General features: G+C 41.8%; 28 protein-coding genes. All 28 read left to right on the top strand.

Annotated elements, in window-relative coordinates:
• The first annotated feature begins 8 nt into the window (after positions 1-8).
• The 28 genes from hslU (at position 9) to GQF01_RS05470 (ending at position 24,460) form a co-directional block, all read left to right on the top strand.
• Positions 9-1,406, top strand: coding sequence for an ATP-dependent protease ATPase subunit HslU (hslU, locus tag GQF01_RS05605; RefSeq protein WP_161405857.1), 1,398 nt, complete (start codon positions 9-11; stop codon positions 1,404-1,406).
• 38 nt (positions 1,407-1,444) lie between these two features.
• A complete protein-coding gene (codY, locus tag GQF01_RS05600) occupies positions 1,445-2,230 on the top strand; it encodes a GTP-sensing pleiotropic transcriptional regulator CodY (RefSeq protein WP_161405856.1) in 786 nt (261 codons plus the stop codon).
• A gap of 221 nt (positions 2,231-2,451) precedes the next feature.
• On the top strand, positions 2,452-2,859 hold the full coding sequence (gene flgB / locus GQF01_RS05595) for a flagellar basal body rod protein FlgB (protein ID WP_161405855.1): 408 nt from the start codon (positions 2,452-2,454) through the stop codon (positions 2,857-2,859).
• A gap of 6 nt (positions 2,860-2,865) precedes the next feature.
• The gene (gene flgC, locus GQF01_RS05590) at positions 2,866-3,315 is read left to right on the top strand and encodes a flagellar basal body rod protein FlgC (RefSeq protein WP_161405854.1); all 450 of its coding nucleotides are present in this window, start codon (positions 2,866-2,868) and stop codon (positions 3,313-3,315) included.
• 18 nt (positions 3,316-3,333) lie between these two features.
• The gene (gene fliE / locus GQF01_RS05585; RefSeq protein WP_145656487.1) at positions 3,334-3,642 is read left to right on the top strand and encodes a flagellar hook-basal body complex protein FliE; all 309 of its coding nucleotides are present in this window, start codon (positions 3,334-3,336) and stop codon (positions 3,640-3,642) included.
• A gap of 43 nt (positions 3,643-3,685) precedes the next feature.
• Positions 3,686-5,269 (top strand): flagellar basal-body MS-ring/collar protein FliF, encoded by a 1,584-nt coding sequence (gene fliF, locus GQF01_RS05580; RefSeq protein WP_161405853.1) that lies wholly within the window; start codon positions 3,686-3,688, stop codon positions 5,267-5,269.
• Between the two features lie 12 nt (positions 5,270-5,281).
• Positions 5,282-6,298: a flagellar motor switch protein FliG gene (gene fliG / locus GQF01_RS05575; RefSeq protein ID WP_145656483.1), complete on the top strand. Its 1,017-nt coding sequence runs from the start codon at positions 5,282-5,284 to the stop codon at positions 6,296-6,298.
• On the top strand, positions 6,291-7,115 hold the full coding sequence (locus GQF01_RS05570; RefSeq protein WP_161405852.1) for a FliH/SctL family protein: 825 nt from the start codon (positions 6,291-6,293) through the stop codon (positions 7,113-7,115). Before fliG ends, GQF01_RS05570 begins: the two co-directional genes overlap by 8 nt.
• Positions 7,112-8,437: a flagellar protein export ATPase FliI gene (gene fliI, locus GQF01_RS05565; protein ID WP_161405851.1), complete on the top strand. Its 1,326-nt coding sequence runs from the start codon at positions 7,112-7,114 to the stop codon at positions 8,435-8,437. Before GQF01_RS05570 ends, fliI begins: the two co-directional genes overlap by 4 nt.
• 9 nt (positions 8,438-8,446) lie before the next feature.
• Complete coding sequence (fliJ, locus tag GQF01_RS05560; protein WP_161405850.1) at positions 8,447-8,890, top strand: flagellar export protein FliJ; 444 nt, start codon at positions 8,447-8,449, stop codon at positions 8,888-8,890.
• 24 nt (positions 8,891-8,914) lie between these two features.
• Complete coding sequence (locus GQF01_RS05555; protein ID WP_161405849.1) at positions 8,915-9,829, top strand: MotE family protein; 915 nt, start codon at positions 8,915-8,917, stop codon at positions 9,827-9,829.
• A 37-nt stretch (positions 9,830-9,866) separates the two neighbouring features.
• A complete protein-coding gene (locus tag GQF01_RS05550) occupies positions 9,867-11,297 on the top strand; it encodes a flagellar hook-length control protein FliK (RefSeq protein WP_161405848.1) in 1,431 nt (476 codons plus the stop codon).
• Positions 11,298-11,332: 35 nt separating this feature from the next.
• Positions 11,333-11,776, top strand: a complete 444-nt coding sequence (locus GQF01_RS05545) for a flagellar hook capping FlgD N-terminal domain-containing protein (RefSeq protein ID WP_161405847.1) — start codon at positions 11,333-11,335, stop codon at positions 11,774-11,776.
• Positions 11,773-12,165, top strand: a complete 393-nt coding sequence (locus GQF01_RS05540; RefSeq protein WP_161405846.1) for a TIGR02530 family flagellar biosynthesis protein — start codon at positions 11,773-11,775, stop codon at positions 12,163-12,165. Before GQF01_RS05545 ends, GQF01_RS05540 begins: the two co-directional genes overlap by 4 nt.
• A gap of 95 nt (positions 12,166-12,260) precedes the next feature.
• Positions 12,261-13,082, top strand: a complete 822-nt coding sequence (gene flgG / locus GQF01_RS05535; protein ID WP_161405845.1) for a flagellar basal body rod protein FlgG — start codon at positions 12,261-12,263, stop codon at positions 13,080-13,082.
• Between the two features lie 60 nt (positions 13,083-13,142).
• Positions 13,143-13,364 carry a flagellar FlbD family protein gene (locus GQF01_RS05530; RefSeq protein WP_145656465.1) on the top strand — a complete coding sequence of 74 codons (222 nt, stop codon included), beginning with the start codon at positions 13,143-13,145 and terminating at the stop codon, positions 13,362-13,364.
• Positions 13,365-13,850: a flagellar basal body-associated FliL family protein gene (locus GQF01_RS05525; protein WP_161405844.1), complete on the top strand. Its 486-nt coding sequence runs from the start codon at positions 13,365-13,367 to the stop codon at positions 13,848-13,850. It begins immediately after the preceding gene.
• Between the two features lie 36 nt (positions 13,851-13,886).
• A complete protein-coding gene (gene fliM / locus GQF01_RS05520) occupies positions 13,887-14,885 on the top strand; it encodes a flagellar motor switch protein FliM (RefSeq protein ID WP_161405843.1) in 999 nt (332 codons plus the stop codon).
• On the top strand, positions 14,857-16,167 hold the full coding sequence (gene fliY / locus GQF01_RS05515) for a flagellar motor switch phosphatase FliY (RefSeq protein ID WP_235958999.1): 1,311 nt from the start codon (positions 14,857-14,859) through the stop codon (positions 16,165-16,167). The genes fliM and fliY overlap by 29 nt, the downstream gene beginning before the upstream one ends.
• A gap of 24 nt (positions 16,168-16,191) precedes the next feature.
• Positions 16,192-16,554 carry a response regulator gene (locus GQF01_RS05510; protein ID WP_127451060.1) on the top strand — a complete coding sequence of 121 codons (363 nt, stop codon included), beginning with the start codon at positions 16,192-16,194 and terminating at the stop codon, positions 16,552-16,554.
• Between the two features lie 48 nt (positions 16,555-16,602).
• A complete protein-coding gene (locus tag GQF01_RS05505) occupies positions 16,603-17,232 on the top strand; it encodes a flagellar biosynthetic protein FliO (RefSeq protein ID WP_161405842.1) in 630 nt (209 codons plus the stop codon).
• A complete protein-coding gene (gene fliP / locus GQF01_RS05500) occupies positions 17,229-18,002 on the top strand; it encodes a flagellar type III secretion system pore protein FliP (protein ID WP_161405841.1) in 774 nt (257 codons plus the stop codon). The genes GQF01_RS05505 and fliP overlap by 4 nt, the downstream gene beginning before the upstream one ends.
• 26 nt (positions 18,003-18,028) lie before the next feature.
• Entirely contained in the window at positions 18,029-18,298 is a 270-nt protein-coding gene (gene fliQ / locus GQF01_RS05495; RefSeq protein ID WP_127451055.1) for a flagellar biosynthesis protein FliQ, read from the top strand.
• Between the two features lie 12 nt (positions 18,299-18,310).
• A complete protein-coding gene (fliR, locus tag GQF01_RS05490) occupies positions 18,311-19,108 on the top strand; it encodes a flagellar biosynthetic protein FliR (RefSeq protein WP_161405840.1) in 798 nt (265 codons plus the stop codon).
• A gap of 14 nt (positions 19,109-19,122) precedes the next feature.
• Entirely contained in the window at positions 19,123-20,217 is a 1,095-nt protein-coding gene (flhB, locus tag GQF01_RS05485; RefSeq protein WP_161405839.1) for a flagellar biosynthesis protein FlhB, read from the top strand.
• A 21-nt stretch (positions 20,218-20,238) separates the two neighbouring features.
• Positions 20,239-22,272 carry a flagellar biosynthesis protein FlhA gene (flhA, locus tag GQF01_RS05480; protein WP_161405838.1) on the top strand — a complete coding sequence of 678 codons (2,034 nt, stop codon included), beginning with the start codon at positions 20,239-20,241 and terminating at the stop codon, positions 22,270-22,272.
• Positions 22,269-23,594, top strand: coding sequence for a flagellar biosynthesis protein FlhF (flhF, locus tag GQF01_RS05475; RefSeq protein WP_161405837.1), 1,326 nt, complete (start codon positions 22,269-22,271; stop codon positions 23,592-23,594). Before flhA ends, flhF begins: the two co-directional genes overlap by 4 nt.
• Positions 23,591-24,460 carry a MinD/ParA family protein gene (locus GQF01_RS05470; RefSeq protein WP_161405836.1) on the top strand — a complete coding sequence of 290 codons (870 nt, stop codon included), beginning with the start codon at positions 23,591-23,593 and terminating at the stop codon, positions 24,458-24,460. Before flhF ends, GQF01_RS05470 begins: the two co-directional genes overlap by 4 nt.
• Positions 24,461-24,502: the final 42 nt, after the last annotated feature.

Below are 24,502 nucleotides of genomic sequence, written 5' to 3'. Positions count from 1 at the left end.
GTACCCGAATGGCAAACAGCTCCCTAACACCTAAACAAATTGTCCAGGAATTAGATCGATACATTGTAGGTCAAAAGAAAGCAAAAAAATCGGTTGCTATTGCTTTGCGGAATCGTTATCGGAGAAATCTGGTGGATGAAGCTATGCGGGATGAAATTGTTCCCAAAAATATTTTGATGATTGGGCCAACAGGCGTAGGTAAGACTGAGATTGCCCGCAGATTAGCTAAATTGGTTGGAGCCCCTTTTATTAAAGTAGAAGCAACCAAATTCACAGAAGTAGGTTATGTCGGCCGTGACGTCGAATCGATGGTAAGGGATTTAATTGAAACCTCTATTCGTATGGTTAAATCGGAACGCATGGAAGCTGTGAAAGACCGTGCAGAGATGTTAGCTAATGAGCGAATTGTTTCTCTATTGGCTCCGAGTCCATTACGCACCAAATCGCAGCGTAATCCGTTTGAAATGTTGTTTGGGGGCCAGAATCAACCCGAGCAGGAAGAAAGTGCGCCTGATCCAAATCTAGCGACTAGAAGGGCCCAGATCGCAGATCAATTGACTAGTGGTAAATTAGAAAACGAGATTGTTGAGATTGAAGTGGAAGACTCTTCACCTTCCATGTTGGATATGCTTGCGGGGCAAGGAAACGAGCAAGCAGGCATGAATATGCAGGAAATGTTCGGTAGTCTGATGCCCAAAAAAATGAAGAAACGCAAGCTTCCCGTGAAGGAAGCAAGAAAAGTTCTAACCCAAGAAGAAGCCCAGAAGTTGATTGACATGGATGATGTTATCCAAGAGTCTATTCATCGCGCTGAGCAGTCGGGGATCATATTTATCGATGAAATCGACAAAGTAGCCAGCAGTTCCCGCGGAGGAAACGGGCCAGATATTTCCCGTGAAGGCGTACAACGAGATATTCTCCCTATCGTTGAAGGTTCTACAGTTGTAACCAAGTATGGACCGGTGAAGACGGATTATGTCTTATTCATTGGTGCTGGGGCGTTCCATATCGCTAAGCCCTCGGATTTAATTCCGGAGCTTCAAGGGCGCTTTCCCATCCGAGTAGAATTGAGTGATTTAACGCTTGAAGATTTCGTTTCTATTTTGAAGGAACCCAAAAATGCACTAACGAAACAGTACACGGCTTTGTTACAAACAGAAGGTATAACAGTTGAATTCGCTGAGGAAGCTATCCACGAAATAGCCCGAATCGCAGTAGAAGTCAATCAGAATACAGAGAATATCGGAGCACGTCGTTTGCACACGATCTTGGAGAAATTACTTGAGGATCTTTCCTTTGAGGCCCCAGAGATTACATTGGAATCTTTCGTAATCAATCCAGAATATGTACGCGAAAAGTTGAGCGACATAGTTCAAAATAGAGACTTGAGTCAATACATTTTATAATGAGCGATTGCAGGGTTACGTAAGTAGGAGGCAGTTACATGAGTTTATTAAACAAAACAAGAAGGCTAAATCGATTGCTGCAAAAGGAAGCAGGGAATGCGGTTAGCTTTATGGATATGGCAGAAGTTCTTCGTGATATTGTTATAGCAAATATCTATGTGGTTAGCCGTAAAGGGAAGATTCTAGGTTATGCAACAACAAATGATCCCATTTCATCTGAAATGAATCAGGCGATCTTGCTTGAACGTAGATTCCCTTCTGAATCCAACAATCTTCTATTGAAGATAGAAGAAACGACGTCGACGTCAGAACCAAGCAGCCCGTATTATTATTACACTGAACAAATGAAAGACATGTTCCCATACACCCACACGACGCTGGTACCTATTATAGGTGGTGGCGATCGATTAGGAACATTAATTCTAAGCCGCAATGAAAGCCTATTTATTGATGATGACTTAATCTTAGCTGAATATGGTTCGACAGTAATCGCTATGGAGATCTTGAGAGAAAGAGCGGAAGAGATCGAAGAAGAAGCAAGAAGTAAAGCTGTCGTTCAAGTAGCTATAGGCTCTTTATCATTTAGTGAGATGGAAGCTGTAGAGCATATTTTTGAGGAATTAGATGGCAAAGAAGGGCTTTTGGTTGCGAGTAAAATCGCTGATCGCGTTGGAATTACGCGTTCTGTTATCGTGAATGCACTACGTAAGCTGGAAAGTGCCGGAGTTATAGAGACACGCTCGCTTGGTATGAAGGGCACTTATATCCGAATTTTAAATGAACAGTTAATCCAGAGTATCGAACAGATCAAGACAAAACTATAGTCGAAATGATTGAAAGCCCTGTCTGCAAAAAGATAGGGCTTTTTTCTTATTGTAACTTAAGCTAATATCTTAGATGATTAGAAAGGTAATGAACTTACAAAATTCTACAACAGGAAACTTTTTCTATTTATTTTGTGAAAATAATGTCGAAATAAGAAGGAATACTTACTTTCTTTGTGGAAGTATAGTGTCGAATACTCTATTGAAAGGGGGTAACGTGTATGTCTTTGTTGGACAAACCCAGTTGGAACATGATGGAACGTTCGCTCGACGCTTCGACGCTTAGACAAAAAGTGGTAGCGAACAACGTCGCCAATGTGGACACACCTTACTTTAAGCGGTCAGATGTATTGTTTGAAGAGTTATTGCAAGGTGAAATGAATTCATCAACGCCCTCTATAGAAGGTTATCGGACAAACCCTAAGCATTTCTTTATAGGCAAATCGACAAATTTACCGAATTCAGAAATTAAAACCGATGAATCGACAGCAATTAACAACAATTTGAACAATGTCGATATGGACTATGAAATGTCTTTAATGGCTAAAAACCAACTGAAATACAATACGATGATTCAGCAAATGAACAGTGAATTCAAAAAAATGCGTACAGTAATAGGGGGGAAGTAATAACCAATGAGGCTTACTAACGGATTTGACATCAGTTCATCAGCGCTGACCGCACAACGTTTAAGAATGGATGTCGTCTCTTCAAATATTGCTAATGCGGATACAACACGTGCTAAGTTTCTGGACGGGAAATGGGTTCCTTACACGAGGAAGTTAGTTGCATTTGAAACAAAGTCACAACCGAGTTTCGCACAGTCTTTGCAATCGGCAATGGGAGACGGAACAGGCGAAGGGGTTAGAGTTAACAAAATTTTCGAAGACCAGTCGCCGCTGAAACAAGTATATAATCCATCACATCCTGATGCAGATGCAAATGGATTTGTTTACATGCCCAATGTTGATGTACTTAAAGAGATGGTTGATATGATTTCTGCGACAAGATCTTATGAAGCTAACGTTACCGCGCTTAATGCAAGTAAATCAATGATAACAAAGGCATTGGAGATCGGTAGATAATTAATCGGGAGGTTGCAGATGATTGACAAAATTAGTTATAGTCCATTAAATATCATGAGCTCAGTTCAACCCAAAGACAATTCAGGCGAAGGGGCTGCCGATCTTGGTAAGCGATTTGGTTCTTTTCTGAATGAAGCAATGACGAATTTAAACACTCAACAACAACAAGTTGATCAGCTTAATCAAAGTTTCATTAAAGGAGAGCTTTCAGACGTCCATCAGCTCACGATTGCTTCCGAGAAAGCATCGTTAGGTCTGGAACTTACCGTGCAGGTTAGAAATAAAGTCCTTGAAGCATACCAAGAAATGATGAGAATGCAGCTATAATTAACGAGATGCTGCTAAAACTTTGGTTCGATGGGGTGACGGAGTGAACGAGAATCTCCTCCAGTACTGGGAAAAAGTTAAACAGTATTGGAATCGATATAGTAGAACTACAAAAATTACATTTATCGCAACGGTTGCCCTTCTAATTCTTACTGCTGCAATTATAAGCGTTAATTTATCTAAGACGGAATATTCCTTAGCATTTACCGAACTTCAGCCAAGTGACGCGGCTGCGATCAAAGGTTATCTAGATACAGCTAAAATTCCATACAAGCTTAGTGCTGATGGTAAAAGCATCGAGGTGCCTACAAATGAAGTTGCAAACGTGAAACTCGGTGTTGAGTCACAAGGTTTAAACAAAAATGGTTCTCTAGGATTCGGTGCTTTTAGCAACAGTAGTTCATTTGGCATCACAGATAACGAATTTAAAGTGAAATATTTAAATGCGATTCAAGGTGAGTTGCAGCAGCTTATTAATTCCAATCAAGCCATTTCGGGTTCAAAAGTTCTTATTTCACTTCCAGAGGATGGGCCCTTCTTGCAACAGCAGGAAGAGAAAGCGACAGCTTCTGTTGTTCTTCAAATGAAACAAGGCTACACACTAGATCAAGGTAAGATTGACACCATCTATAACTTGGTTTCACACAGTATCAAAAACCTTCCTGTCGAGAATATCACGATCTCAGATCAGTATGGGCAAAGCTTAGTTTCTTCCAAATCAGGAGGTCAGTCCTCTTCGAGCTTAGTGACTAGTCAGTCCGACATTAACGATAAGTTTCAAAAAGATCTGCAGAGAAATATTACGAACATGCTGGGAACTATGTTTGGACGCGATAAAGTAAATGTGAGTGTATTCTCTACCATGAACTTTGATCAAAAGAAGAGTAAAGAACAGCTCGTCTCCGCGCCAAATCAAGTGGATCAAAAGGGCTTGGAAATTTCCTTGCAGGAAGCTAGCGAGTCTTACCAAAATAATGGCGCAGATACTGGCGGCGTTCCTGGTACTGGCACGACGGATGTACCTGGTTACCCAGGAGCGTCAAACTCAGGGAAATCGAATTCAGAGAAAAACACGAAGACAGTAAATTACGAAGTGAATCGGATTACGAACGACATTGTTGCGACACCGTACATAGTAAAAGATCTAAGCATTAATGTCGGAATTGAACCGCCGGTTAAAGATGATCCGACTTCTTTGACTGCTGAAACTAAAACTGCTGTACAAACCGCTTTGGTTAGTATTGTTAGGACTGCACTTGCAGATAACAAAGCTACATATACTGACGATGAATTGCAGAAAAAAGTTACAGTTCTTGCACATTCTTTTGCACGACCTGCAGATACACTTGCTTCCAAAACAACGACGTACTTAACTTACGCTGGTTTGGCCTTAGCGGCGCTTGCGATTGGTGCGATTGCTGGATTTGCAATTAGAAGACGCAGAAAAGCTGCACAGCAATTAATGGATCAAGATCTGAACATAGCAGCGAATAAAGCTGAGCTTCCAACGATTGATATTGAAAATGTAACTAATGACAATCAAGTACGTAAGCAGTTAGAAACTCTTGCGAAAAAGCGACCAGAAGACTTTGTCAATCTGCTTCGAACTTGGTTAGTAGACGAATAGAGGTGCACTTGTATGGCCAAAGCTGCTCTAAACGGGTTAACCGGACGACAAAAGGCAGCCATTCTTTTGATCAGTTTAGGCCCTGAGGTGTCTGCTCAAATATTTAAACATTTACGAGAAGAAGAGATTGAGCAGTTAACACTAGAGATTGCGAATGTAAGGAAAGTAGATTCTTTCGAAAAAGAAGCGATTCTGTCTGAGTTTCATCAGATTTGCCTTGCACAAGAGTTCATTTCACAAGGCGGTATTGCTTACGCTAAAGACATCTTGGAGAAGGCGCTTGGTTCTCAGAAAGCACTGGATATTATTAACCGATTGACTGCTACTCTGCAGGTAAGACCTTTTGATTTTGCTAGAAAAGCAGACCCTGCTCAGATCCTTAACTTTATTCAAAATGAAAATTCACAAACCATTGCACTAGTTTTGTCCTATCTGCAAGCGGAGCAAGCTTCTATCATCTTGTCTTCGTTGCCTCAAGAAAAACAAGCAGATGTTGCCAAGCGTATCGCATTGATGGACAGCACTTCTCCAGAAGTAATCAGTCAGGTTGAACGTGTACTCGAGCAAAAGCTTTCGTCTACGGTTACACAGGACTACACAAATGCTGGAGGTATTGCATCTATCGTTCAAATTTTGAATGGTGTTGATAGGGGCACAGAACGGACGATTCTTGATTCTCTAGAAATCCAAGATCCTGAATTGGCTGAAGAAATTAAGAAACGGATGTTTGTCTTCGAGGATATCGTCAATATTGATAATCGTTCTATTCAGAGAATTATTCGTGATATTGAAAATGCTGATCTGCAGCTTGCGCTTAAAGTTGCGAGTGAAGAAGTTCGTGATGTTCTATTCAAAAACATGTCCAAACGGATGGCAGAGACGTTCAAGGAAGAAATGGAATTTATGGGGCCTGTTCGTTTGCGTGATGTTGAAGAAGCACAAACAAGAATTGTTGCTACAATCCGCCGCCTAGAGGAGTCTGGTGAAATCATCATTGCACGTGGTGGAGGAGACGATATTATTGTCTAATATCATTAAATCATTTGCTTATTACGCTGTAGATGATAAGAAATTGGTTGAATCAATCTCGCCATTTCACCTTAATGCAGATCTTGATGTGAGTAATCAACTGACTCCTGAGCAACAGCAAGAATTAACTGAAGCAACGAACTTGAAAGATCAGATTCTACAAGATGCTGAAGAATTTGCTAGTGAGCAAATCGAGCTGGCGATGCAGGAATGTTCGGCACTCCGAGAACAAACGCAGGAAGAGATTAATAGCTGGTGGCAAACACGCCGTGCAGAAGATGAAGAGCTTGTCGCCTCATTCAAGCAAACTGGCTTTGAAGAAGGTTATCAACAAGGAATTGCTCAAGCTGAAGAGGCACTTAGGCAGGAATACAGTGAAATGCTATCGGAAGCTCAAGGTATTCTAGAGCAATCATACAAGCTTAAGCAGCAAATCATTCAGGAATCTGAACCTTTCTTGATAGAATTAAGCACATCAATTGCTGAGAAAGTCATCGGTAAACAATTAACCTTAAATCCAGAATGGGTTGTTGAGTTGATTCAAAACGTTCTGTCGCGTAGACGTGAAAAAGGAATCATTGCTTTATGTGTAGCTCCTTCTCAATTCGCATACATACAGGATGCACGTGAAGAATTGCTAACATCTATCGACTCACAAGCTGAATTGCAAATTATTCCTGATTCTACGGTGCAAGATCGTGGATGTGTCATTCGTTCGTCTTTTGGAAGCATTGATGCCCGAATTGATACACAACTGAAAGAGATCAAATCAGCCTTGCAACAGTTGGCCACTCAAAGTGAGGGTACAGGATCATGAACAGCCCACTACCAAAAGTCGATAAATACAAAGAGCATTTGCATTCGATCGACCCCATTCGTGTTAATGGAAAAGTAACACAAGTGATCGGTTTGACGGTTGAATCAGAAGGACCAGATGTGAGCATTGGCGACCTTTGTTACATTTATCCACATAAATCCACTAAGCCTTTGAAAGCGGAGGTCGTTGGTTTCCGCAGTAATAAAGTGGTATTGATGCCGCTGGGCGATTTGGATTCAATTGGACCTGGATGTGATGTTGTAGGTACTGGAAAACCACTTACTGTTCAAGTAGGCCATGAACTGCTTGGTAAAGTGTTAGACGGATTAGGACAACCTCTGGATGGTTCATTTCTGCCTTCAAGAATGGCTCAATATTCTACGAATAATGCGCCGGGAAATCCGCTAAATCGCCCGCGCGTGCTGAATCCAATCTCCGTAGGTGTACGTTGCATCGATGGATTATTGACAATTGGTAAAGGTCAGCGTGTTGGTATTTTTGCAGGGTCTGGTGTTGGTAAGAGTACGCTGATGGGAATGATTGCCCGTAATACATCTGCAGATGTTAACGTCATTGCACTTATCGGTGAGCGGGGCAGAGAGGTCATGGATTTTATCGAAAGAGATCTAGGTCCTGAAGGACTAGCAAGATCAGTCGTTATTGTTGCAACATCTGATCAGCCTGCGCTCATTCGCATCAAAGGAGCAATGATTGCGACAAGTATCGCTGAGTATTTTCGTGATCGCGGTCTAAATGTGATGATGATGATGGATTCCGTCACACGGTTTGCCATGGCACAACGTGAAGTTGGCCTTGCTGTCGGAGAGCCTCCAGCAACCCGAGGCTATACGCCATCGGTTTTTGCCATGCTTCCGCGTCTATTAGAGCGATCGGGTACTGGTCCGAAAGGATCCATTACTGCATTTTATACGGTGCTAGTTGACGGTGATGATATGAATGAGCCAATTGCTGATGCGGTGCGAGGTATTCTTGATGGTCATATAGTCCTAAACCGCAGTATTGCCAACAAAGGTCATTATCCTGCCATTGATGTCTTGTCCAGCGTAAGCCGTGTAATGAAAGAAATTGTGCCTTCTGAACACATGGAAGCTGCTGATCATTTAAAGCGACTTCTATCTATATATAAAGATTCGGAAGACCTTATTAATATTGGGGCGTACCAAAAAGGTTCTAATCCAAATATTGATGTCGCCATGGATCATATTGAAGCCATATGGGACTTCACGAAGCAAAAAACCAGTGAAAAACTAACATATGAGGAAGCTCAAGAACGTTTAATTCAAGAATTCTATAAGGGATGAGGGTTCTAAATGCAATTTCGTTATTCTTTCCAGCAAATTGTCGATTTAAAAAACAATGAACGAACACAGGCAGAGTGGATCTTATCTGAGGCAATGGGTCAACTACGGAACGAAGAAACGAATTTACATGGATTATTTGAGCAAAAAGAGAACCTGCATGAGGAAATGGTAACAGCCTCTTGCCATTCAGTATCTATTTCAAAGATGCTTATGATGCAAACTTATATGAATCATGTGGACCAGCAAATTGCACGTAAACATCAGGATGTTCAGCAAGCTAAACATATCGTGCTCAAAAAGCAGGAACATCTTTCGGAAAGAATGATCGATGAGAAGGTGTGGTCGAAAGCTAGGGAGAAGGCATTCGGCCAATTTCAATCTTTTGCTGCCAAAAAAGAGCAGGATGCTCTGGATGAAATGGCAACAAACCGGTTCAAACGACTCTCTTATTGAGATAGGTAAAGGAGGAGCAAGGAGATGGCCGATACAAGCATTGAAGGTGCATCTTATAGTGCGCTGGAGCGGTTTCTGATATGGTTTGTCATCCCCTTTGTGTTTACGGCTGTCTTGCTTTTCGTGTTACTGTCAATCTTTGATTATGATATCAAAAGCAGTATTCAGAAAGCGTTGCATAACACTCCGGTGGTTGGAGCAATTGTTCCTGCACCTAAAGAAAAAAGTGTTGTAAGCGGAAGTGGTAAAGAGACAACTCCTGAGCAAAGCATCAAAACCAAGGATGAAGAGATTACGAAGTTGAATGCCAAATTGGCAGAACTTCAGTCCGCTTTGCAGAAGGCTGAATCAACAACTGAGCTGAAGGATCAATCACTCAAAGATGCAGGAGCAAAGATAACTGAACTTGAAGAAAAGTTAAAAGACAAGACGCAAACAGAAGAAGAGTATGCGAATCAGATTACTCAGCTTGCCAATATGTATGCAAAAATGACGCCGAGCAAGGCGGCTCCAATCATTGAAGCCCTTACACCGAAAGAAATGGTCTTAATTTTCTCCATGATGAAAGCGGACAGCCGCGGGGCAATCCTGGAGAAAATGGATGCTGCTAAGGCAGCGGAAGCATCGATGGGACTTAAAGACGTTACTCCTGTAAGAGATAAAGAGATTGCCGCTTTGCAAGAAAGATTAGCAACGAATGGGGCAAGTACAGCTAAAGCGACGACATCTGTGAGCAAAACGGATTTAGGTCAAACTTTTGCTAATATGACTCCAAAAAGTGCTTCAAATGTGCTAATTGAAATGAATAAAGCAAATCCCGATAAAGTGTTAGCTATCCTAAGTGGTATGGATAATGCTTCCCGTTCCAAAGTGATGTCAGCATTGTCTGATGCGAATAAGGAAATCGCTGCTTCAATTTCAGCAAAACTTGTTCAGTAACTGACGTTGATCTCAGGAGGGAGGTGAATAAATTAAAATGGATGTACAAATACAGACTACACCTACTGCAAATCCTGTATCTACTTCGGCGAATAAGGCGGGAGCGACGGGAACAACTTCTAAAGAAGGCTTCAATCAAGTCTTGGACGGTCAATTGGCTCAAGATAATACAGTTAATGATGAAGTAAATCCTGCTGATCCAGGACTTTCTCTAGGCATGTTGCTCCAGATGCTTCAGAGCTTGGTAGCACCTATGCAAGGCACTGCTGTGCAGGATGTAAAACCGGATGAGCAGCCACTTTCTGAAGTTGTTTTGGAGGCTATGAATAGTAATCCAGCACTTGCTGAGCAGTTATTGCAGGATCCGAAGGTGCAGCAATGGTTTGAAAATGCAGCTCAATTACTGCAAACGCTCAGCGGAGCTCAATCAACTCCAATGGTTAATCTGCCTAGTACCTTAAATCTTCAAACAGCTGAAATTTCCAGCCTGCAAGCTCAGAATACATTATTAGCATTAGCATCTTTGTCAAAGCAGCAGCCTGACAATCCGATTGCAAAGTTTCTAAATCAAGATCTACAGAAAGTCATCCAACCATTACTACCTGAATTGATGACGAATTTGAAGGATCAAACTGCGGATTTTGTTACAACTGAGAATGCTGCTGCAGCAATGGAAGGCATATTGAATAAGAAGGAAGTCGCTTCTACAGATAAGCCAAGTCATCACAAGTTTAGTAGTAAAAAGACAACGGATCAGAACATTGAGATGATGAACACTGTGACTGTTGTACAACCAGCTAAGTCGAAATTGGAGCTTCTTGCTCTGCGAAGTGGTTTTCTAACCACACAGGTTGATGCATCTTCTACATCAGGAGATACGCTGCCGAGTCTTGTAGATCTCCCGACTGATTCTGAAGCTACTACCAGCTCCGTGGTTACAATTGCTGATTTGCAGAGAACACAGCAGTCACAGGCGGTTGTTGATAAAACAGTTGCTCCAACGTTGAATGCTGCTAATTTCGCTGAAGAAATGACGGATCATGTTCTGAAAAACATGAAGATCACGCTTGCTGACGGTTTCTCTGAAGCTAAATTATCGTTGTTTCCAAAAAATCTAGGGCATATCGATGTGAAAATATCGATGCATGATGGTCAGCTAATCGCCCAGTTTGCTGCCGAATCCGCAGCAGCTAAGCAAATGCTAGAAAATCAGCTGCCACAACTGAGACAAGCTCTGATAACACAAGGTTTGCAAGTCGAAAAGCTTGAAGTTACGCAAAGCCAAAACATGCAATCCAGCATGTTCCAGGAACAGCGTCAACAACAAAACTTCGAACAGTTTCAACGTCAAAATAAAAATAAATCCGGTGGCAATGAAGTAGAATCACTGGATTTCGATCAAGAAATTGATACCGTGGCACAAGTTAGGCCGGCAGTTCATGGAAATTCCTTTGACGTAACTGCCTAATTGTGCGTCCATTTCATGCAGTTGGAGGTGAAAGTATGGCTGCTAATCCTGTCGTAGGCAATGTTTCGGATCTAATCAATGCAGGAAAAAATGCTAAAACGAAAGAGAAAGACAACAACACATTAGGAAAAGACGATTTTCTCAAAATCTTAATTACCCAGCTTCAGAATCAAGATCCAACACAACCCTTACAAGACAAAGAGTTCATTGCCCAGATGGCTCAGTTCACTTCCGTTGAGCAGTTGACCAATATGGCGGGTGAAATGAAACTAATGCGTCAATCATTAGGATTTGTTTCAGGCTTGATTGGTAAATCGATCACTTGGGATGAAACGGACTCTACTGGAGCGACTGTCGAAAAGTCAGGCGTTGTTGATTCCATTACGTTCAAAGACGGCAATCAATTTGCCAACGTGAAGGGAGTGGAAATTTCTCTGGATAAACTCAAGAAAATTGAGGATGTCGGAGAAACGAAATGACAGAGAGAATATCCATAGGGCAGCTTTATCCTAATGCGGTTTCTCCTGCGTCTACGAGACGAACACCTGTACAGCAACCGATATCCACATCCGGGTCCGGTAATCCTACATTTCAAAAGCTTCTTCAGGAGCAATTTGTTCGTTTCAGTCATCATGCAGAAGTTAGGCTGAAAGAGAGAGGCATTCAACTGAAGCCGGAGCAACTAGACAGTCTTAGCAAGGCAATCGATAAAGTTGCTGCAAAAGGTGCGAAGGACGCACTAATGGTTTTAGGCGGAAATGCATTGATTGTCAATGTTCCTAACCGAACTGTTGTTACGGCGCTTGACGGGAACGCGATGAATGAACATGTTTTTACGAAAATAGACAGTGCAATTATTATCTCTTAACAGACGGGCTCGACCGAGAAGGAAGCCTGGAGCTGTGGATCGAAGGAAGCAGCTCATGAAAGACGTTATTTTAATCCGATTAGGAGGCTAGCAAGATGTTAAGATCTTTATACTCTGGTGTTTCAGGTATGCGTGGTTTTCAAACAAAGTTAGACGTTATCGGTAATAATATCGCAAATGTAAACACCATCGGATTTAAAGGCAGCCGTGTTATGTTTAAAGACATTCTTAGCCAAACCGTTTCCGGCGTTAGTGCTGCTGATGAGAACCGTGGCGGTGTGAATGCTCAGCAAGTGGGTTTAGGAGTTAGCGTCGCTTCAATTGACACCATACATACACCTGGTAGTGCGATGACGACGAATGTTCCAACGGACTTGCGTATTAACGGAGATGGATTTTTTGCAGTAGGTACCGCTGATCAAACGGATGCTCCTTATTTGACGAGATCTGGAAACTTCACTTTAGACCCAACTAGGAACCTTGTGAATGCTGAGGGCCTACATGTAATGGGAGCTGAAGGTGCTGGCCCAATCGTACTCGGTGATGATATCGTATCCTTCTCCATCTCTCAAAACGGTGATATCATCGGTGTTGACTCCACGGGTGCTACAGTTGCAACTGGCCAAAAAGTCGGCGTTGTTAAAGTCGTTAACCCGTCTGGTCTAGAGAAAATTGGTGGCAATCTGTATCGTATGACAGCGAATGCTAATCCGGAAGGTGCAATTGAAATTGTTGCTCCGGGCAATACAGAAACAGGAACTGGTACACTAATTTCTGGGCAACTAGAAATGTCGAACGTTGATTTGACTGGTGAGTTCACTGAGATGATCATTGCACAACGTGGTTTCCAAGCGAATTCCCGTATTATCACAACTTCGGATGAAGTGCTTCAAGAGGTCGTTAATCTTAAACGGTAATTTTCTTTGAAATGACAGAGGGGAGCTAGCCTCCCCTTAACCTGATGCAGGAGGAGAAGCATGATTTCTCTCACTCGTTTAAACGGTAAAGCCATCATCCTTAATGCTATTTTGATTGAATCGATTGAAGAGACGCCAGACACCATGATTACCTTGACGACAGGCAAGAAAATCACCGTTCTTGAGAAAGCAGAGGTTGTGGTAAGCTTAGTGCGGACCTACATGCAGGAAATTGGCTCAGTACGAGCGACGATTATGTCAAGGGATGCGGAGGGTTCGTAATTGTTTAAGAATAAAATTTTCATACTGATCGTATCGATTTTAATTGCCATTACTTTAATTTTGACCGCTGCCTTCGTTTTGTGGAATTTTATGGAGAAGAATAATCAATCCAAGGATCCTGCCGTACAAGCACAGGATGCTGTAGCAAGTGTGAAACCGACGAAAGCACCATCTGCTGAAGCGGTGAAGGCAAACACGGCAATTATCAAAGATATTTTGACTAACTTGTCAGGCAGCCAAAACTTCATTAAAATTAGTTTCGCTTTTGAACTTGAAAACGCAAAAGGTAAGACTGAATTTGACAGCTTGTTGGACTCCGCAGTGAAAGGGACGATCGTTCAAACACTAGGAGATCTTACAAAGGATCAAATTGAAGGAAGTAAAGGGTCAGATAACTTAACGGCTACGTTAATGAACAAATTGAACCCACTGCTTCACGAAGGTAAGATAAAGCAAATTTGGATAACTGATAAAGTGCTTCAATAAATTCGCTATTGATTTTGCTAAAAGGAGGTGACTCTAATGGTTGATGTTTTGTCGCAAAATGAGATCGATGCCTTGTTGGCTGCATTGTCCTCTGGCGAAATGGATGCGGATGAACTTAAAAAAGAAGATACGCAGAAGAAAGTAAGGGCTTATGACTTTAAAAGGGCTGTACGCTTCTCCAAGGACCATATTCGAAGTTTGACTAGGATTCACGAAAACTTTGCACGGTTCTTAACAACTTACTTCTCAGCGCAGCTCCGTACGTTTGTACAAATTAGTGTGGTCCAGGTTGAACAATTGCCTTACGATGAATTTATTCGTTCGATCCCGAAAATGACCATTTTGAACATCTTTGAAGCGGAGCCTTTAGAGGGTCGGATGGTGCTTGAGGTTCATCCCAATGTTGCATTTGCTATGTTAGACCGCTTGTTAGGCGGTGCGGGTACAACCCCTACGAAGATTAATGCTTTAACTGAGATTGAAACGATTGTCATGGAACGTATTTTTAGCAGGGCTTTCGACAGCCTGCAAGAGGCATGGAAAACAGTCATTGATATTCAGCCTAGATTAGAGGCACTTGAAACGAATCCACAGTTTATGCAGATTGTTTCTCCTAATGAAACGATCGCACTGATTTCACTAAGTACCAAAATTGGTGACACCACAGGGATGATTAATCTATGTATTCCGCATGTGGTCATCGAGCCGATTATGCCTCGACTTTCTGTACATCACTGGTTTGTTTCGCAGAAGAAGACGAGAGCACCTGAAGAAGTGGAAGCACTTCAATCCCGCTTGGAAAAAACCAAGCTACCCCTCATTGCAGAATTGGGTTCGTCCGAAATTTCCATACGAGATTTCTTAGGCTTAACTGTCGGCGATGTTATCCCGCTGCATAAATCCGTCGAAGAACCGCTTCAAGTCAAAGTGGGCGAGAAGCTGAAATATCTCGGTAGCCCTGGTACCTTAAAAGGAAAGATGGCTGTTCAAATTACAGATATCGTAAATGAAGGAGAAGAAGATTATGACGAATAATAGAGATTATTTGTCCCAGGAAGAGATCGATGCTTTGTTGAGACAGTCTTCGGACGATAGTTCAGCCACTTCTTTTCATGGGTCTCCTCAAGTTGAAGATTTTTTATCTTCATTAGAACAAGACGCACTAGGTGAAATTGGTAACATCACGTTTGGCAGTGCAGCTACCGCTCTTTCTACCTTGCTTGGTAAAAAAGTCGACATCACGACGCCGAAGGTTTCGATTATCAGTAAAGATGAATTGCAAGAGCAATTTCCAAAACCACATGTAGCTGTACATGTCAACTATGTAGATGGCTTCGATGGTATTAACCTGTTAGTGATCAAGACTCGCGATGCCCAAGTTATTGCTGATTTGATGATGGGTGGCGACGGTACTGGTGGAGATGAACATCTCAGCGAAATTCACATAAGTGCTGTGCAAGAAGCGATGAATCAAATGATGGGATCTTCGGCAACATCGATGTCTACCATATTTAATCGATTTGTCAATATCTCACCTCCAGGAATCGACATATTAAATTTGTCGAAAGGAGAAGGAAAACTGCCCGACGAGGACGTATTTATAAAGATATCGTTCCGACTAATCATTGGCGACCTTATTGATTCTAATATCATGCAATTACTACCTGTTCCTTTTGCCAAAGAAATGGTATCGATCCTCATGGGTGGCGATTCTGATTCTTCGATGGAAGTTGCACCTGCTGCTCAAGCACCAGCGCCTTCACCAGCGCCAATGCAGGAAGTACATACACCGCCCCCTGCAGCTGCTCAACCTGTGTATGAGCAACCAATGTATCAACAACAGCAGCCTGTGTATGAACAACCTATGTACCAGCAGCCGATGCAGCCACCAATGCAACCGCCAATGCAACAACCGATGGGCCAGCCGATGTATCCACCGCAGCAACCCATGTATCAACAGCCACCTGCAGCATATGGTGGAATGCCAAGTCGTAATGTCAATGTTCAGCCTGTACAGTTCGGGAATTTGCAATCAGGTGCATTAGGACATACGGATGATACGAACCTGAATTTACTACTGGATATACCGCTCAAGGTAACTGTAGAATTAGGCAGAACACACAAGGTGATTAAAGACATCTTGGAACTCTCCCAGGGATCGATTATCGAATTGGATAAGCTAGCAGGTGAACCGGTAGACATCTTAGTTAACAATAAGTTGATTGCCAAGGGAGAAGTCGTTGTCATCGATGAAAACTTTGGGGTTCGTGTAACCGACATTGTGAACCAGTGGGAACGAATTCAAAAGTTACAATAATTTAATTTTAGGGGGACTTTATTCATGGCTAACCGTATTCTAATTGTTGATGATGCTGCATTTATGAGAATGATGATTCGTGATATTTTGACAAAAAATGGTTACGAGGTTTGTGGAGAAGCAAATGATGGTGCACAAGCTATCGAAAAATACAAAGAGTTGAAACCGGATCTCATTACAATGGATATCACAATGCCTGAGATGGATGGGATTCAAGCATTAAAAGAAATTAAAAAGATTGAACCAAGCGCTAAAGTAATCATGTGTTCGGCGATGGGGCAACAAGCAATGGTTATTGATGCAATTCAAGCTGGTGCAAAGGACTTTATCGTAAAACCTTTCCAAGCAGACCGTGTTATTGAAGCTATTAAAAAGACTCTAGGTTAAGCCGTCTTCGTTCGGTCGAGTCTTACATACACCGAAAGGAATGTGGATATGAGAAGACTCCGCTCGAAAAGACTGCTAACAGGACTACTTAGTTTAACCGCAATGTTGTATACAAGGTCCGTCGGTTTTGCCGAAACAGAACCCGGACAAGGACTTCCAACATCGGATTATCCGAGTACCGATCCAACGGGGACGTTTGGTATGATTTTCAAGGTCATATTCTTCTTGGTTTTAATTATTCTCCTTTTCTATGTACTTGTTAGGTATGTAGCGAAGAAAAATAAAGGAACAATGTTTGGGAACTCAATTCGATCTATAGGTGGAGTTCCCCTAGGCCAAAACAAATCAATTCAAATCGTTGAAATTGGACATTCGCTCTTCGTGGTTGGCGTCGGAGACAACATCCAGCTACTGGATAAAATCAATGACGCCGATGAAGTAGCATACATCACTGAGCTTCTGATCTCTTCTCGGGATGATCGAATGGGATTCGGAACTGTTAGCAAGTGGATCAGTAAACTGCCAATTAGAAAAAAAGATATCGAAGAAGAAGTGGAAATTACTTCAACGTTTCAGCAAGTATTTCACGATAAGCTGCAGCGTGTAACGAATCGTAACCGAAATGTGGAAGAATGGCTTTCTGATCAAAAACAAAAAGATCGGTTGAATGATGAATGAAACAAAATAAAATAGTTGTTACACTTCTCATTGTGTTGGTTTCTGTGTTTTTACTCTCTTTGACAGCATCAGCTGCGGAGGCCGATCCGAACAATCCGATTCCAGGTTTGAACGTAAACATTGGGACTGGAGGAACTGCCGGTGGGTCTTCCAACACAGTCACGCTTTTGCTGTTGCTAACTGTTTTGAGCCTTGCACCATCTTTTCTCATTCTAATGACTAGTTTTACACGAATCGTAATCGTGCTCGGTTTCGTCCGTACTTCACTTGGAACCCAGCAGATGCCACCCAACCAGGTTCTAATCGGACTCGCTCTGTTTTTAACCTTTTTTATCATGTCTCCAACTCTAGGAGAAGTTAATCAAGTAGCCCTCCAGCCATACATGAAGGGTGAAATTAATCAAACGCAGGCTTTTGAAAAGGCATCATTGCCTATGAAGAAGTTTATGTTCAAGCATACGCGTCAGAAGGATTTAAAATTATTCTTAGATTACACCAAAGCAAAGGCACCTACAGGCGTAGAGGATATTCCGATTACTTCACTAGTTCCAGCTTATGCGATAAGCGAGTTGAAGTCTGCTTTCCAAATGGGATTTATGATATTCATTCCGTTCCTGGTCATTGACATGGTCGTTTCCAGTACCTTAATGGCAATGGGGATGATGATGTTACCGCCTGTTATGATTTCATTACCATTTAAGATTCTACTTTTTATCTTGGTAGATGGTTGGTATCTTGTAGTGAGATCATTACTTCTAAGCTATAGTTGAGGATCAAGATATCGGAGGTTTCCTAAATGGGTTCGGAATTTGTAATACGAATTGCTGGTGAAGCTGTTTATACGGTGCTTAAAGCAAGCGCTCCTATGCTTGTAATTGGGCTTGTAGTAGGTCTGATTATTAGTATTTTTCAGGCGACAACCCAGATTCAAGAACAAACGCTGGCTTTTGTTCCCAAAATCGTCGCTGTATTGCTGTCTATCCTCATCTTTGGGCCGTGGATCATGAACACATTGGTTGATTTTACGTTCAATTTACTCAACAACCTTTACAAATTCGTTGGATAGGTTGTGAGCGCGATGACATTAGTTTTTCAGGCAATTCCTATTTTTTTGCTTATCTTTTGTCGAATTACATCGTTCTTTGTCGTGGTGCCTATTTTATCTTCAAGAAATGTGCCCATGATGTTCAAGATCGGTCTTTCCGTATTCATCTCATTCCTTATTTTTGCGAGCATGGGGTTGGATAAACCGATTCCCATGGATGGTGAATATGTTCTTTTGATTATTCGTGAAATGCTGATCGGCGTTTTACTTGGTTTTCTTGCCTACATCTTTTTTACGGTCGTTCAAACTGCAGGTTCTTTTATGGATATGCAAATTGGCTTTAGCATGGCAAGTGTCATTGATCCGCTAACTGGAGTTTCATCTCCAATGTTAGGTAATCTCAAATATATGATTGCCGTTCTGTTATTTCTTTCATTTGACGGGCATCATTATCTCCTTAGAGCAATCATGGATAGCTACATGTGGGTTCCGCTGGACAACCAACTGTTCGCTCGGATGTATAACGGTGAAATATCTGATTTCTTGTTTCATTCTTTGTCCAAAATGTTTTATCTTTCGTTTCAACTTGCTGCGCCGATTATTGCCGCTCTTTTTTTAACAGATTTAGGTTTAGGCCTGTTAACCAGAGTTGCTCCGCAGTTTAACATTTTTGTTATCGGTGCACCGCTTAAAATGATGCTTGGCTTTTTCTTACTCATCGTTTTATTCCCGGAATTAATATCGCAATTTCAATATTTGTTCTCAACCATTTTCGATAACATGGAGAAGTTGCTCCAAATCATTAGCGGACCACAGCAACCATCTCCCTAAGTAGGAGGAAAGCCGTGTCCCAACAACGTCGTTTACAACTTGATTTACAATGGTTTGCTGGGGAGAAGACGGAGCCGGCTACGGCGAAGAAAAGGCAGGATGCACGCAAAAAAGGGCAAGTCGCGAAAAGTATGGACTTACCTGCGGCACTTATTCTACTCTTTTCATTCATATCGTTTCTAATGTTTGGCGGCTTCATGAAAGAGAAGATGATGAACATCTTTCGAAATGTGTATGAGAATCAGCTGACGATGGATGTTACAGCTAGCAATGTTCAAGTGCTTTTCGCTGACTTGGTCAAACAAGGATTTATCATTTTAAGTCCAATTTTTCTTTTAGTGATGATCATCGCGATTATTGGAAACTATGCTCAAATCGGATTTATGTTTATCGGTGAGCCTTTGTTGATGAAATTCAACAAGATTAATCCCTTAGAAGGATTTAAACGAATTTTCTCTTTGCGGACTGTAATGGATTTTTTGAAATCTACATTAAAACTGACAATTATCGGCTATGTGGTTTACACGACATTAATGGGAGCAAAGGCTAGACTGTTAGGTTTGGGACATACTCCGCTCGAAAGTACGTTTTCCTTTATCGCGTCTCTTACTTTAAAGCTAGGCATAAAAATAGGCGCAGTTCTTATAGCTCTTGCTATTTTTGACTATATCTATCAAAAGTATGAATATGAGAAAAGTCTTAAAATGTCAAAACAGGACATTAAAGATGAATACAAGACAAGTGAGGGAGATCCCCTTATCAAAGCAAAGATCCGTTCGAAGCAGCGTCAGATGGCGATGCAGCGAATGATGCAGGAAGTTCCCAAAGCGGATGTCATTATTACCAATCCAACTCACTTTGCAGTTGCCCTGAAGTATGATTCCACCAACATGCAAGCCCCTACCGTTATTGCGAAAGGCGCTGACTATGTAGCATTGAAAATCAAAGAAGTTGCCAAGACCAACGGTATTATCACGATGGAAAACAAACCGCTTGCTCGTGCGATCTTTGCACAGGTGGAAATAGGAGATTCGATTCCGGCTGAGCTGTTTCAAGCTGTCGCAGAAGTATTGGCGTATGTATATAAAATGAAGGGTAAGACGAATTAGATAGAAGGGAGGTACAATCTAGTGAAAGTCAAGGATTTGTTCGTTCTTATAGGCATTATTGGTATTGTTTTAATGATGATTGTACCAGTTCCAATCCCTTTGTTGGATTTTCTACTAATCATTAATATCTCGATTGCTTTGATGATTATCTTGGTTGCCATGAACACGCAAGAAGCCTTGCAATTCTCAATTTTTCCATCCTTACTATTGATCACAACGTTGTTTCGATTAGCGCTGAACGTTTCTACAACTCGAAACATTTTGTCTCATGCAGAAGCAGGCGACGTGGTCAGAACTTTTGGTTCTTTCGTAGCGCAAGGAAATATCGTCGTGGGATTTGTCGTATTCCTTATCCTTGTCTTGGTTCAATTCATCGTAATTACCAAAGGTTCTGAGCGCGTTGCCGAGGTTGCGGCGAGATTTACGCTCGATGCGATGCCAGGTAAACAAATGAGTATCGATGCCGATTTAAATGCAGGTTTGATTAACGAAGTACAAGCCCGGGAACGCAGACAAAAGATTGAACGAGAAGCAGATTTCTATGGCGCCATGGATGGTGCCAGTAAATTCGTAAAAGGGGATGCTATTGCTGGTATTGTCATCTTGGTCATTAATTTGATTGGTGGCTTTATTATTGGGATGACGATGAAAGGCATGGATTTCTCGGAAGCCCTTCAAACCTTCTCGATTCTGACGATTGGGGATGGATTAGTTTCCCAAATTCCTGCATTACTGATTTCAACGGCTGCTGGTATTATCGTTACAAGAGCATCTTCTGAAGGGAACTTAGGCCATGATGTTACCAAGCAATTAACTGCACAGCCTAAACTTCTTTATATTGTTGCAGGTACTTTAGTGATGCTAGGGATTTTCACACCAATCCATTGGTTTACGACTTTTCCGATTGCCGGGTTGTTGGTTTTCGCCGGTTACAAAATGCAAAAAAACTTGGAACGAGAAGCTATCAAGGAAGAACAATTGGTGGAAGAGCAGCAAATTGAGGAAGTTCGAAGTCCGGAAAGTGTTATCTCCTTACTGCAAGTCGATCCGATTGAATTCGAGTTTGGTTACGGCTTAATTCCACTCGCCGATACACAGCAAGGCGGAGATTTACTTGACCGAATTATATTGATTCGTAGGCAATGTGCACTTGAATTAGGGGTAGTCGTACCTGTTATACGGATACGTGACAATATTCAATTGCGCCCCAACGAGTATATCATCAAAATTAAAGGCAATACAGTAGCACGCGGCGAACTACTGCTTAATCACTATCTGGCTATGAGCCCAGGAATCGATGATGATTCAATTGCTGGGATTGAGACAACCGAGCCTGCTTTTGGATTGCCTGCAATCTGGATTGATGAAAGTACCAAAGAGCGAGCTGAGTTATCAGGATACACGGTCGTTGATCCACCGTCTGTAGTGGCCACTCATCTTACAGAAGTTATTAAGAAACATACACATGAGCTTCTTGGTCGCCAAGAAACGAAAGCGCTCATTGATAATGTTCGCGAATCCTATCCTGCACTTGTTGATGATCTTATTCCTTCCGTTTTGTCGATTGGTGATGTTCAAAAGGTGTTAGCGAAGCTGCTTAAAGAGAAAATATCCGTTCGTGACTTGGTAACTATATTGGAGACACTTGCCGATTATGGCACGTATACGAAGGACCCTGAGATCTTGACAGAATATGTAAGACAATCATTATCAAGACAAATCACGCAGCAATTCACTTCATTGGGAGATTCATTGAAAGTGATCACTGTAGGTCCGTCAGTGGAAAAGAAAATCGCTGATTCTGTGCAGCAGTCCGATCAGGGAAGTTATTTAGCACTTGATCCATCCTCATCTCAAATAATTTATCATCGCGTAAGTGAACAAGTAAGTAAATTAATTCAATCCGGTCAACAACCTGTTATTTTAACATCACCAACGATTCGAATGTATTTGAGACAACTGCTTGAAAGAACACTACAAGATATTCCTGTTTTATCGTACAGCGAATTAGAGCCTAGCGTAGAAATTCAGAGCATGGGGGTAGTCAATTTATGAGAGTAAAAAGATATGTCGTTGATTCCATGCCTGATGCACTACAGAAAATTCGCACGGATCTAGGGAAGGATGCAGTGATACTCAATACCAAAGAAATTCGCACAGGCGGATTTCTTGGTATGTTTGGAAAGAAAAAGATTGAGGTCATAGCTGCCATTGATAATACCAGTTCAAATTCAGCCGGAGCGTCAAATAAGGTATCACCTCAGCCTCTTCAACATCAACAGCAAAAACAACAGCCTTTGGTTTCTCAAATGTATGCGGCAAAATCGCAACCTCATCAGTCTGATTTTCCGGATGTGCCAGATGTGCTCGCTCATGTTTCAGTGGCGAATGAACCCATTGCAGTAAAATATGCTGTGAATACACCAACAACTGTAGCCCAATCGCCGCATCAGACGTATACACCAGCTTCAGTTCATGCTCCTAATAAGATTAGCTATCAAAAGGATGAGCAGCTTATTGAGGAACTCAAGCAGATGAAAGAGATGATGAAGAAGCTGACACAAGCTTCTGACGTGTTCGCACTTCCTGAGCCATTGCAAAAACTTGAACAGCGTTTAAGCGATCAAGAAGTTGTTCCAAAGCTTATTCGTCAGATTATGGATGAGACTCTCGCTGATTTTCAGCTTGCCGATGAGCCAGTTACAGATGAGAATGCTATACAAATTGTAAAAGCTAAGCTTGGTCAGGTTTTCCAGTCCGAACACAGCAAGAAAATCGCACCGGACACGCGCGTTGTGCATTTTGTAGGCCCGACCGGTGTAGGTAAGACGACCACTATTGCCAAGCTTGCTGCTGAACAAGTGCTGAAGTATCAACGGAAGGTTGGATTTATTACTTCAGACACGTACCGAATAGCGGCTATCGAACAACTCAAAACATATGCCACGATTTTAAACGTTCCGCTAGAAGTTGTCTTTTCACCGCAAGATTTGGTAAAAGCATTTCAAAATCTAGCAGATTGCGATGTTATTTTCATGGATACAGCCGGCCGCAATTTCCGTAATGAAATGTACGTCTCAGAGCTCAATTCCTTGCTCAAGACACAAGGGAGTAGCGAGACCATTCTAGTTCTTAGTCTAACAACGAAATATAGAGACATGAAGGCAATCACGAACAACTTTAACAAATTTAAGCTGGATAAAGTCATTTTCACCAAAATGGATGAAACGGATTCTTACGGAGCTATTGTTAATATTGTCCATGAGTTCTCTCTTCAAATTTCGTATGTGACCAATGGTCAAAGCGTGCCGGATGACATCACGGAATTGAACGAGTGGCAAATCATTGATTTGTTATTGGAGGAACCTAGAGGATGAAGGATCAAGCAGAAGGGTTGCGGAACCTGGTTCAAATTCAGAACGATAAAGGCACAAAAACTACCAGGATTATTACCGTGACTAGCGGAAAGGGCGGCGTAGGGAAATCGAATGTTACGCTTAACTTTGCTTTAGCGCTTCAGTCCCAAGGTTATAAGGTCCTTGTTTTTGATGCTGATATAGGACTTGCTAATATTGATGTGTTGATGGGCATTTCCTCTAAGTACAATTTGTATCATTTATTGAAAAAGGAAAAGACCATCTGGGAGATCATCCAAAAGGGTTCAAATGATTTGGATTTTATCGCAGGCGGCTCTGGCTTCAATGATTTGCTTCGTTTAACGGAAGATGAATTGGATTACTTTGCAGAACAGGTTATGCAGCTTAACGGTTATGTGGACTTCATCATTTTCGATACGGGTGCTGGTTTGTCAAAAGAAACATTGAAATTCATTCTTGCGGCTGAGGAAACTTTCGTCGTAACAACGCCAGAACCAACTTCGATTACAGATGCTTACGCGATTATCAAAATGGTTAATTCGATGGGTCACGATGTATCTTTCAAACTAATCATAAACCGGGTGACAGATCGGAAGGAAGGCAAGCAAACAGCGGACAAAATCGCTTTAGTAGCGAAACAATTCCTAGGAATCCAGATTCCTACACTAGGGTTCGTGGAAGATGATGCATCCGTGTCAAAAGCAGTCAAAAAGCAAGTTCCTTTTACGGTTGCTTTTCCCAACTCGGCCGCAGCTAGGAGTCTCCAGTCACTTGTGGACGATTATATCAAAGGTTATCGCGTCGTTGATACTACTTCATCCGGTGTCAAGGGCTTTTTGAATAAAATGATGAAACTTTTGAAATAGGAATTTCGACGAGTTATGTCGAATTAGCTCATAAAGGGAGGG

The organism is Paenibacillus silvestris (assembly GCF_009882985.1).
GTDB lineage: Bacteria > Bacillota > Bacilli > Paenibacillales > NBRC-103111 > Paenibacillus_E > Paenibacillus_E silvestris.
The sequence above is the reverse complement of the archived record's forward strand: the minus strand, read 5'-3'. Positions and strand labels throughout refer to the sequence as shown.

Excerpts from the sequence above, each read along its gene's own strand:
- fliG (WP_145656483.1), top strand. The coding sequence starts at position 5,282 with ATGGCCAAAGCTGCTCTAAACGGGTTAACCGGACGACAAAAGGCAGCC.
- fliQ (WP_127451055.1), top strand. The coding sequence starts at position 18,029 with ATGGGTTCGGAATTTGTAATACGAATTGCTGGTGAAGCTGTTTATACG.
- flgG (WP_161405845.1), top strand. The coding sequence starts at position 12,261 with ATGTTAAGATCTTTATACTCTGGTGTTTCAGGTATGCGTGGTTTTCAA.
- flgC (WP_161405854.1), top strand. The coding sequence starts at position 2,866 with ATGAGGCTTACTAACGGATTTGACATCAGTTCATCAGCGCTGACCGCA.
- codY (WP_161405856.1), top strand. The coding sequence starts at position 1,445 with ATGAGTTTATTAAACAAAACAAGAAGGCTAAATCGATTGCTGCAAAAG.
- GQF01_RS05530 (WP_145656465.1), top strand. The coding sequence starts at position 13,143 with ATGATTTCTCTCACTCGTTTAAACGGTAAAGCCATCATCCTTAATGCT.
- GQF01_RS05540 (WP_161405846.1), top strand. The coding sequence starts at position 11,773 with ATGACAGAGAGAATATCCATAGGGCAGCTTTATCCTAATGCGGTTTCT.
- GQF01_RS05545 (WP_161405847.1), top strand. The coding sequence starts at position 11,333 with ATGGCTGCTAATCCTGTCGTAGGCAATGTTTCGGATCTAATCAATGCA.
- GQF01_RS05555 (WP_161405849.1), top strand. The coding sequence starts at position 8,915 with ATGGCCGATACAAGCATTGAAGGTGCATCTTATAGTGCGCTGGAGCGG.
- GQF01_RS05470 (WP_161405836.1), top strand. The coding sequence starts at position 23,591 with ATGAAGGATCAAGCAGAAGGGTTGCGGAACCTGGTTCAAATTCAGAAC.
- fliJ (WP_161405850.1), top strand. The coding sequence starts at position 8,447 with ATGCAATTTCGTTATTCTTTCCAGCAAATTGTCGATTTAAAAAACAAT.
- flgB (WP_161405855.1), top strand. The coding sequence starts at position 2,452 with ATGTCTTTGTTGGACAAACCCAGTTGGAACATGATGGAACGTTCGCTC.
- flhF (WP_161405837.1), top strand. The coding sequence starts at position 22,269 with ATGAGAGTAAAAAGATATGTCGTTGATTCCATGCCTGATGCACTACAG.
- GQF01_RS05505 (WP_161405842.1), top strand. The coding sequence starts at position 16,603 with ATGAGAAGACTCCGCTCGAAAAGACTGCTAACAGGACTACTTAGTTTA.
- fliR (WP_161405840.1), top strand. The coding sequence starts at position 18,311 with ATGACATTAGTTTTTCAGGCAATTCCTATTTTTTTGCTTATCTTTTGT.
- GQF01_RS05550 (WP_161405848.1), top strand. The coding sequence starts at position 9,867 with ATGGATGTACAAATACAGACTACACCTACTGCAAATCCTGTATCTACT.
- fliE (WP_145656487.1), top strand. The coding sequence starts at position 3,334 with ATGATTGACAAAATTAGTTATAGTCCATTAAATATCATGAGCTCAGTT.
- fliM (WP_161405843.1), top strand. The coding sequence starts at position 13,887 with ATGGTTGATGTTTTGTCGCAAAATGAGATCGATGCCTTGTTGGCTGCA.
- fliI (WP_161405851.1), top strand. The coding sequence starts at position 7,112 with ATGAACAGCCCACTACCAAAAGTCGATAAATACAAAGAGCATTTGCAT.
- fliP (WP_161405841.1), top strand. The coding sequence starts at position 17,229 with ATGAAACAAAATAAAATAGTTGTTACACTTCTCATTGTGTTGGTTTCT.
- fliY (WP_235958999.1), top strand. The coding sequence starts at position 14,857 with ATGAAGGAGAAGAAGATTATGACGAATAATAGAGATTATTTGTCCCAG.
- GQF01_RS05510 (WP_127451060.1), top strand. The coding sequence starts at position 16,192 with ATGGCTAACCGTATTCTAATTGTTGATGATGCTGCATTTATGAGAATG.
- hslU (WP_161405857.1), top strand. The coding sequence starts at position 9 with ATGGCAAACAGCTCCCTAACACCTAAACAAATTGTCCAGGAATTAGAT.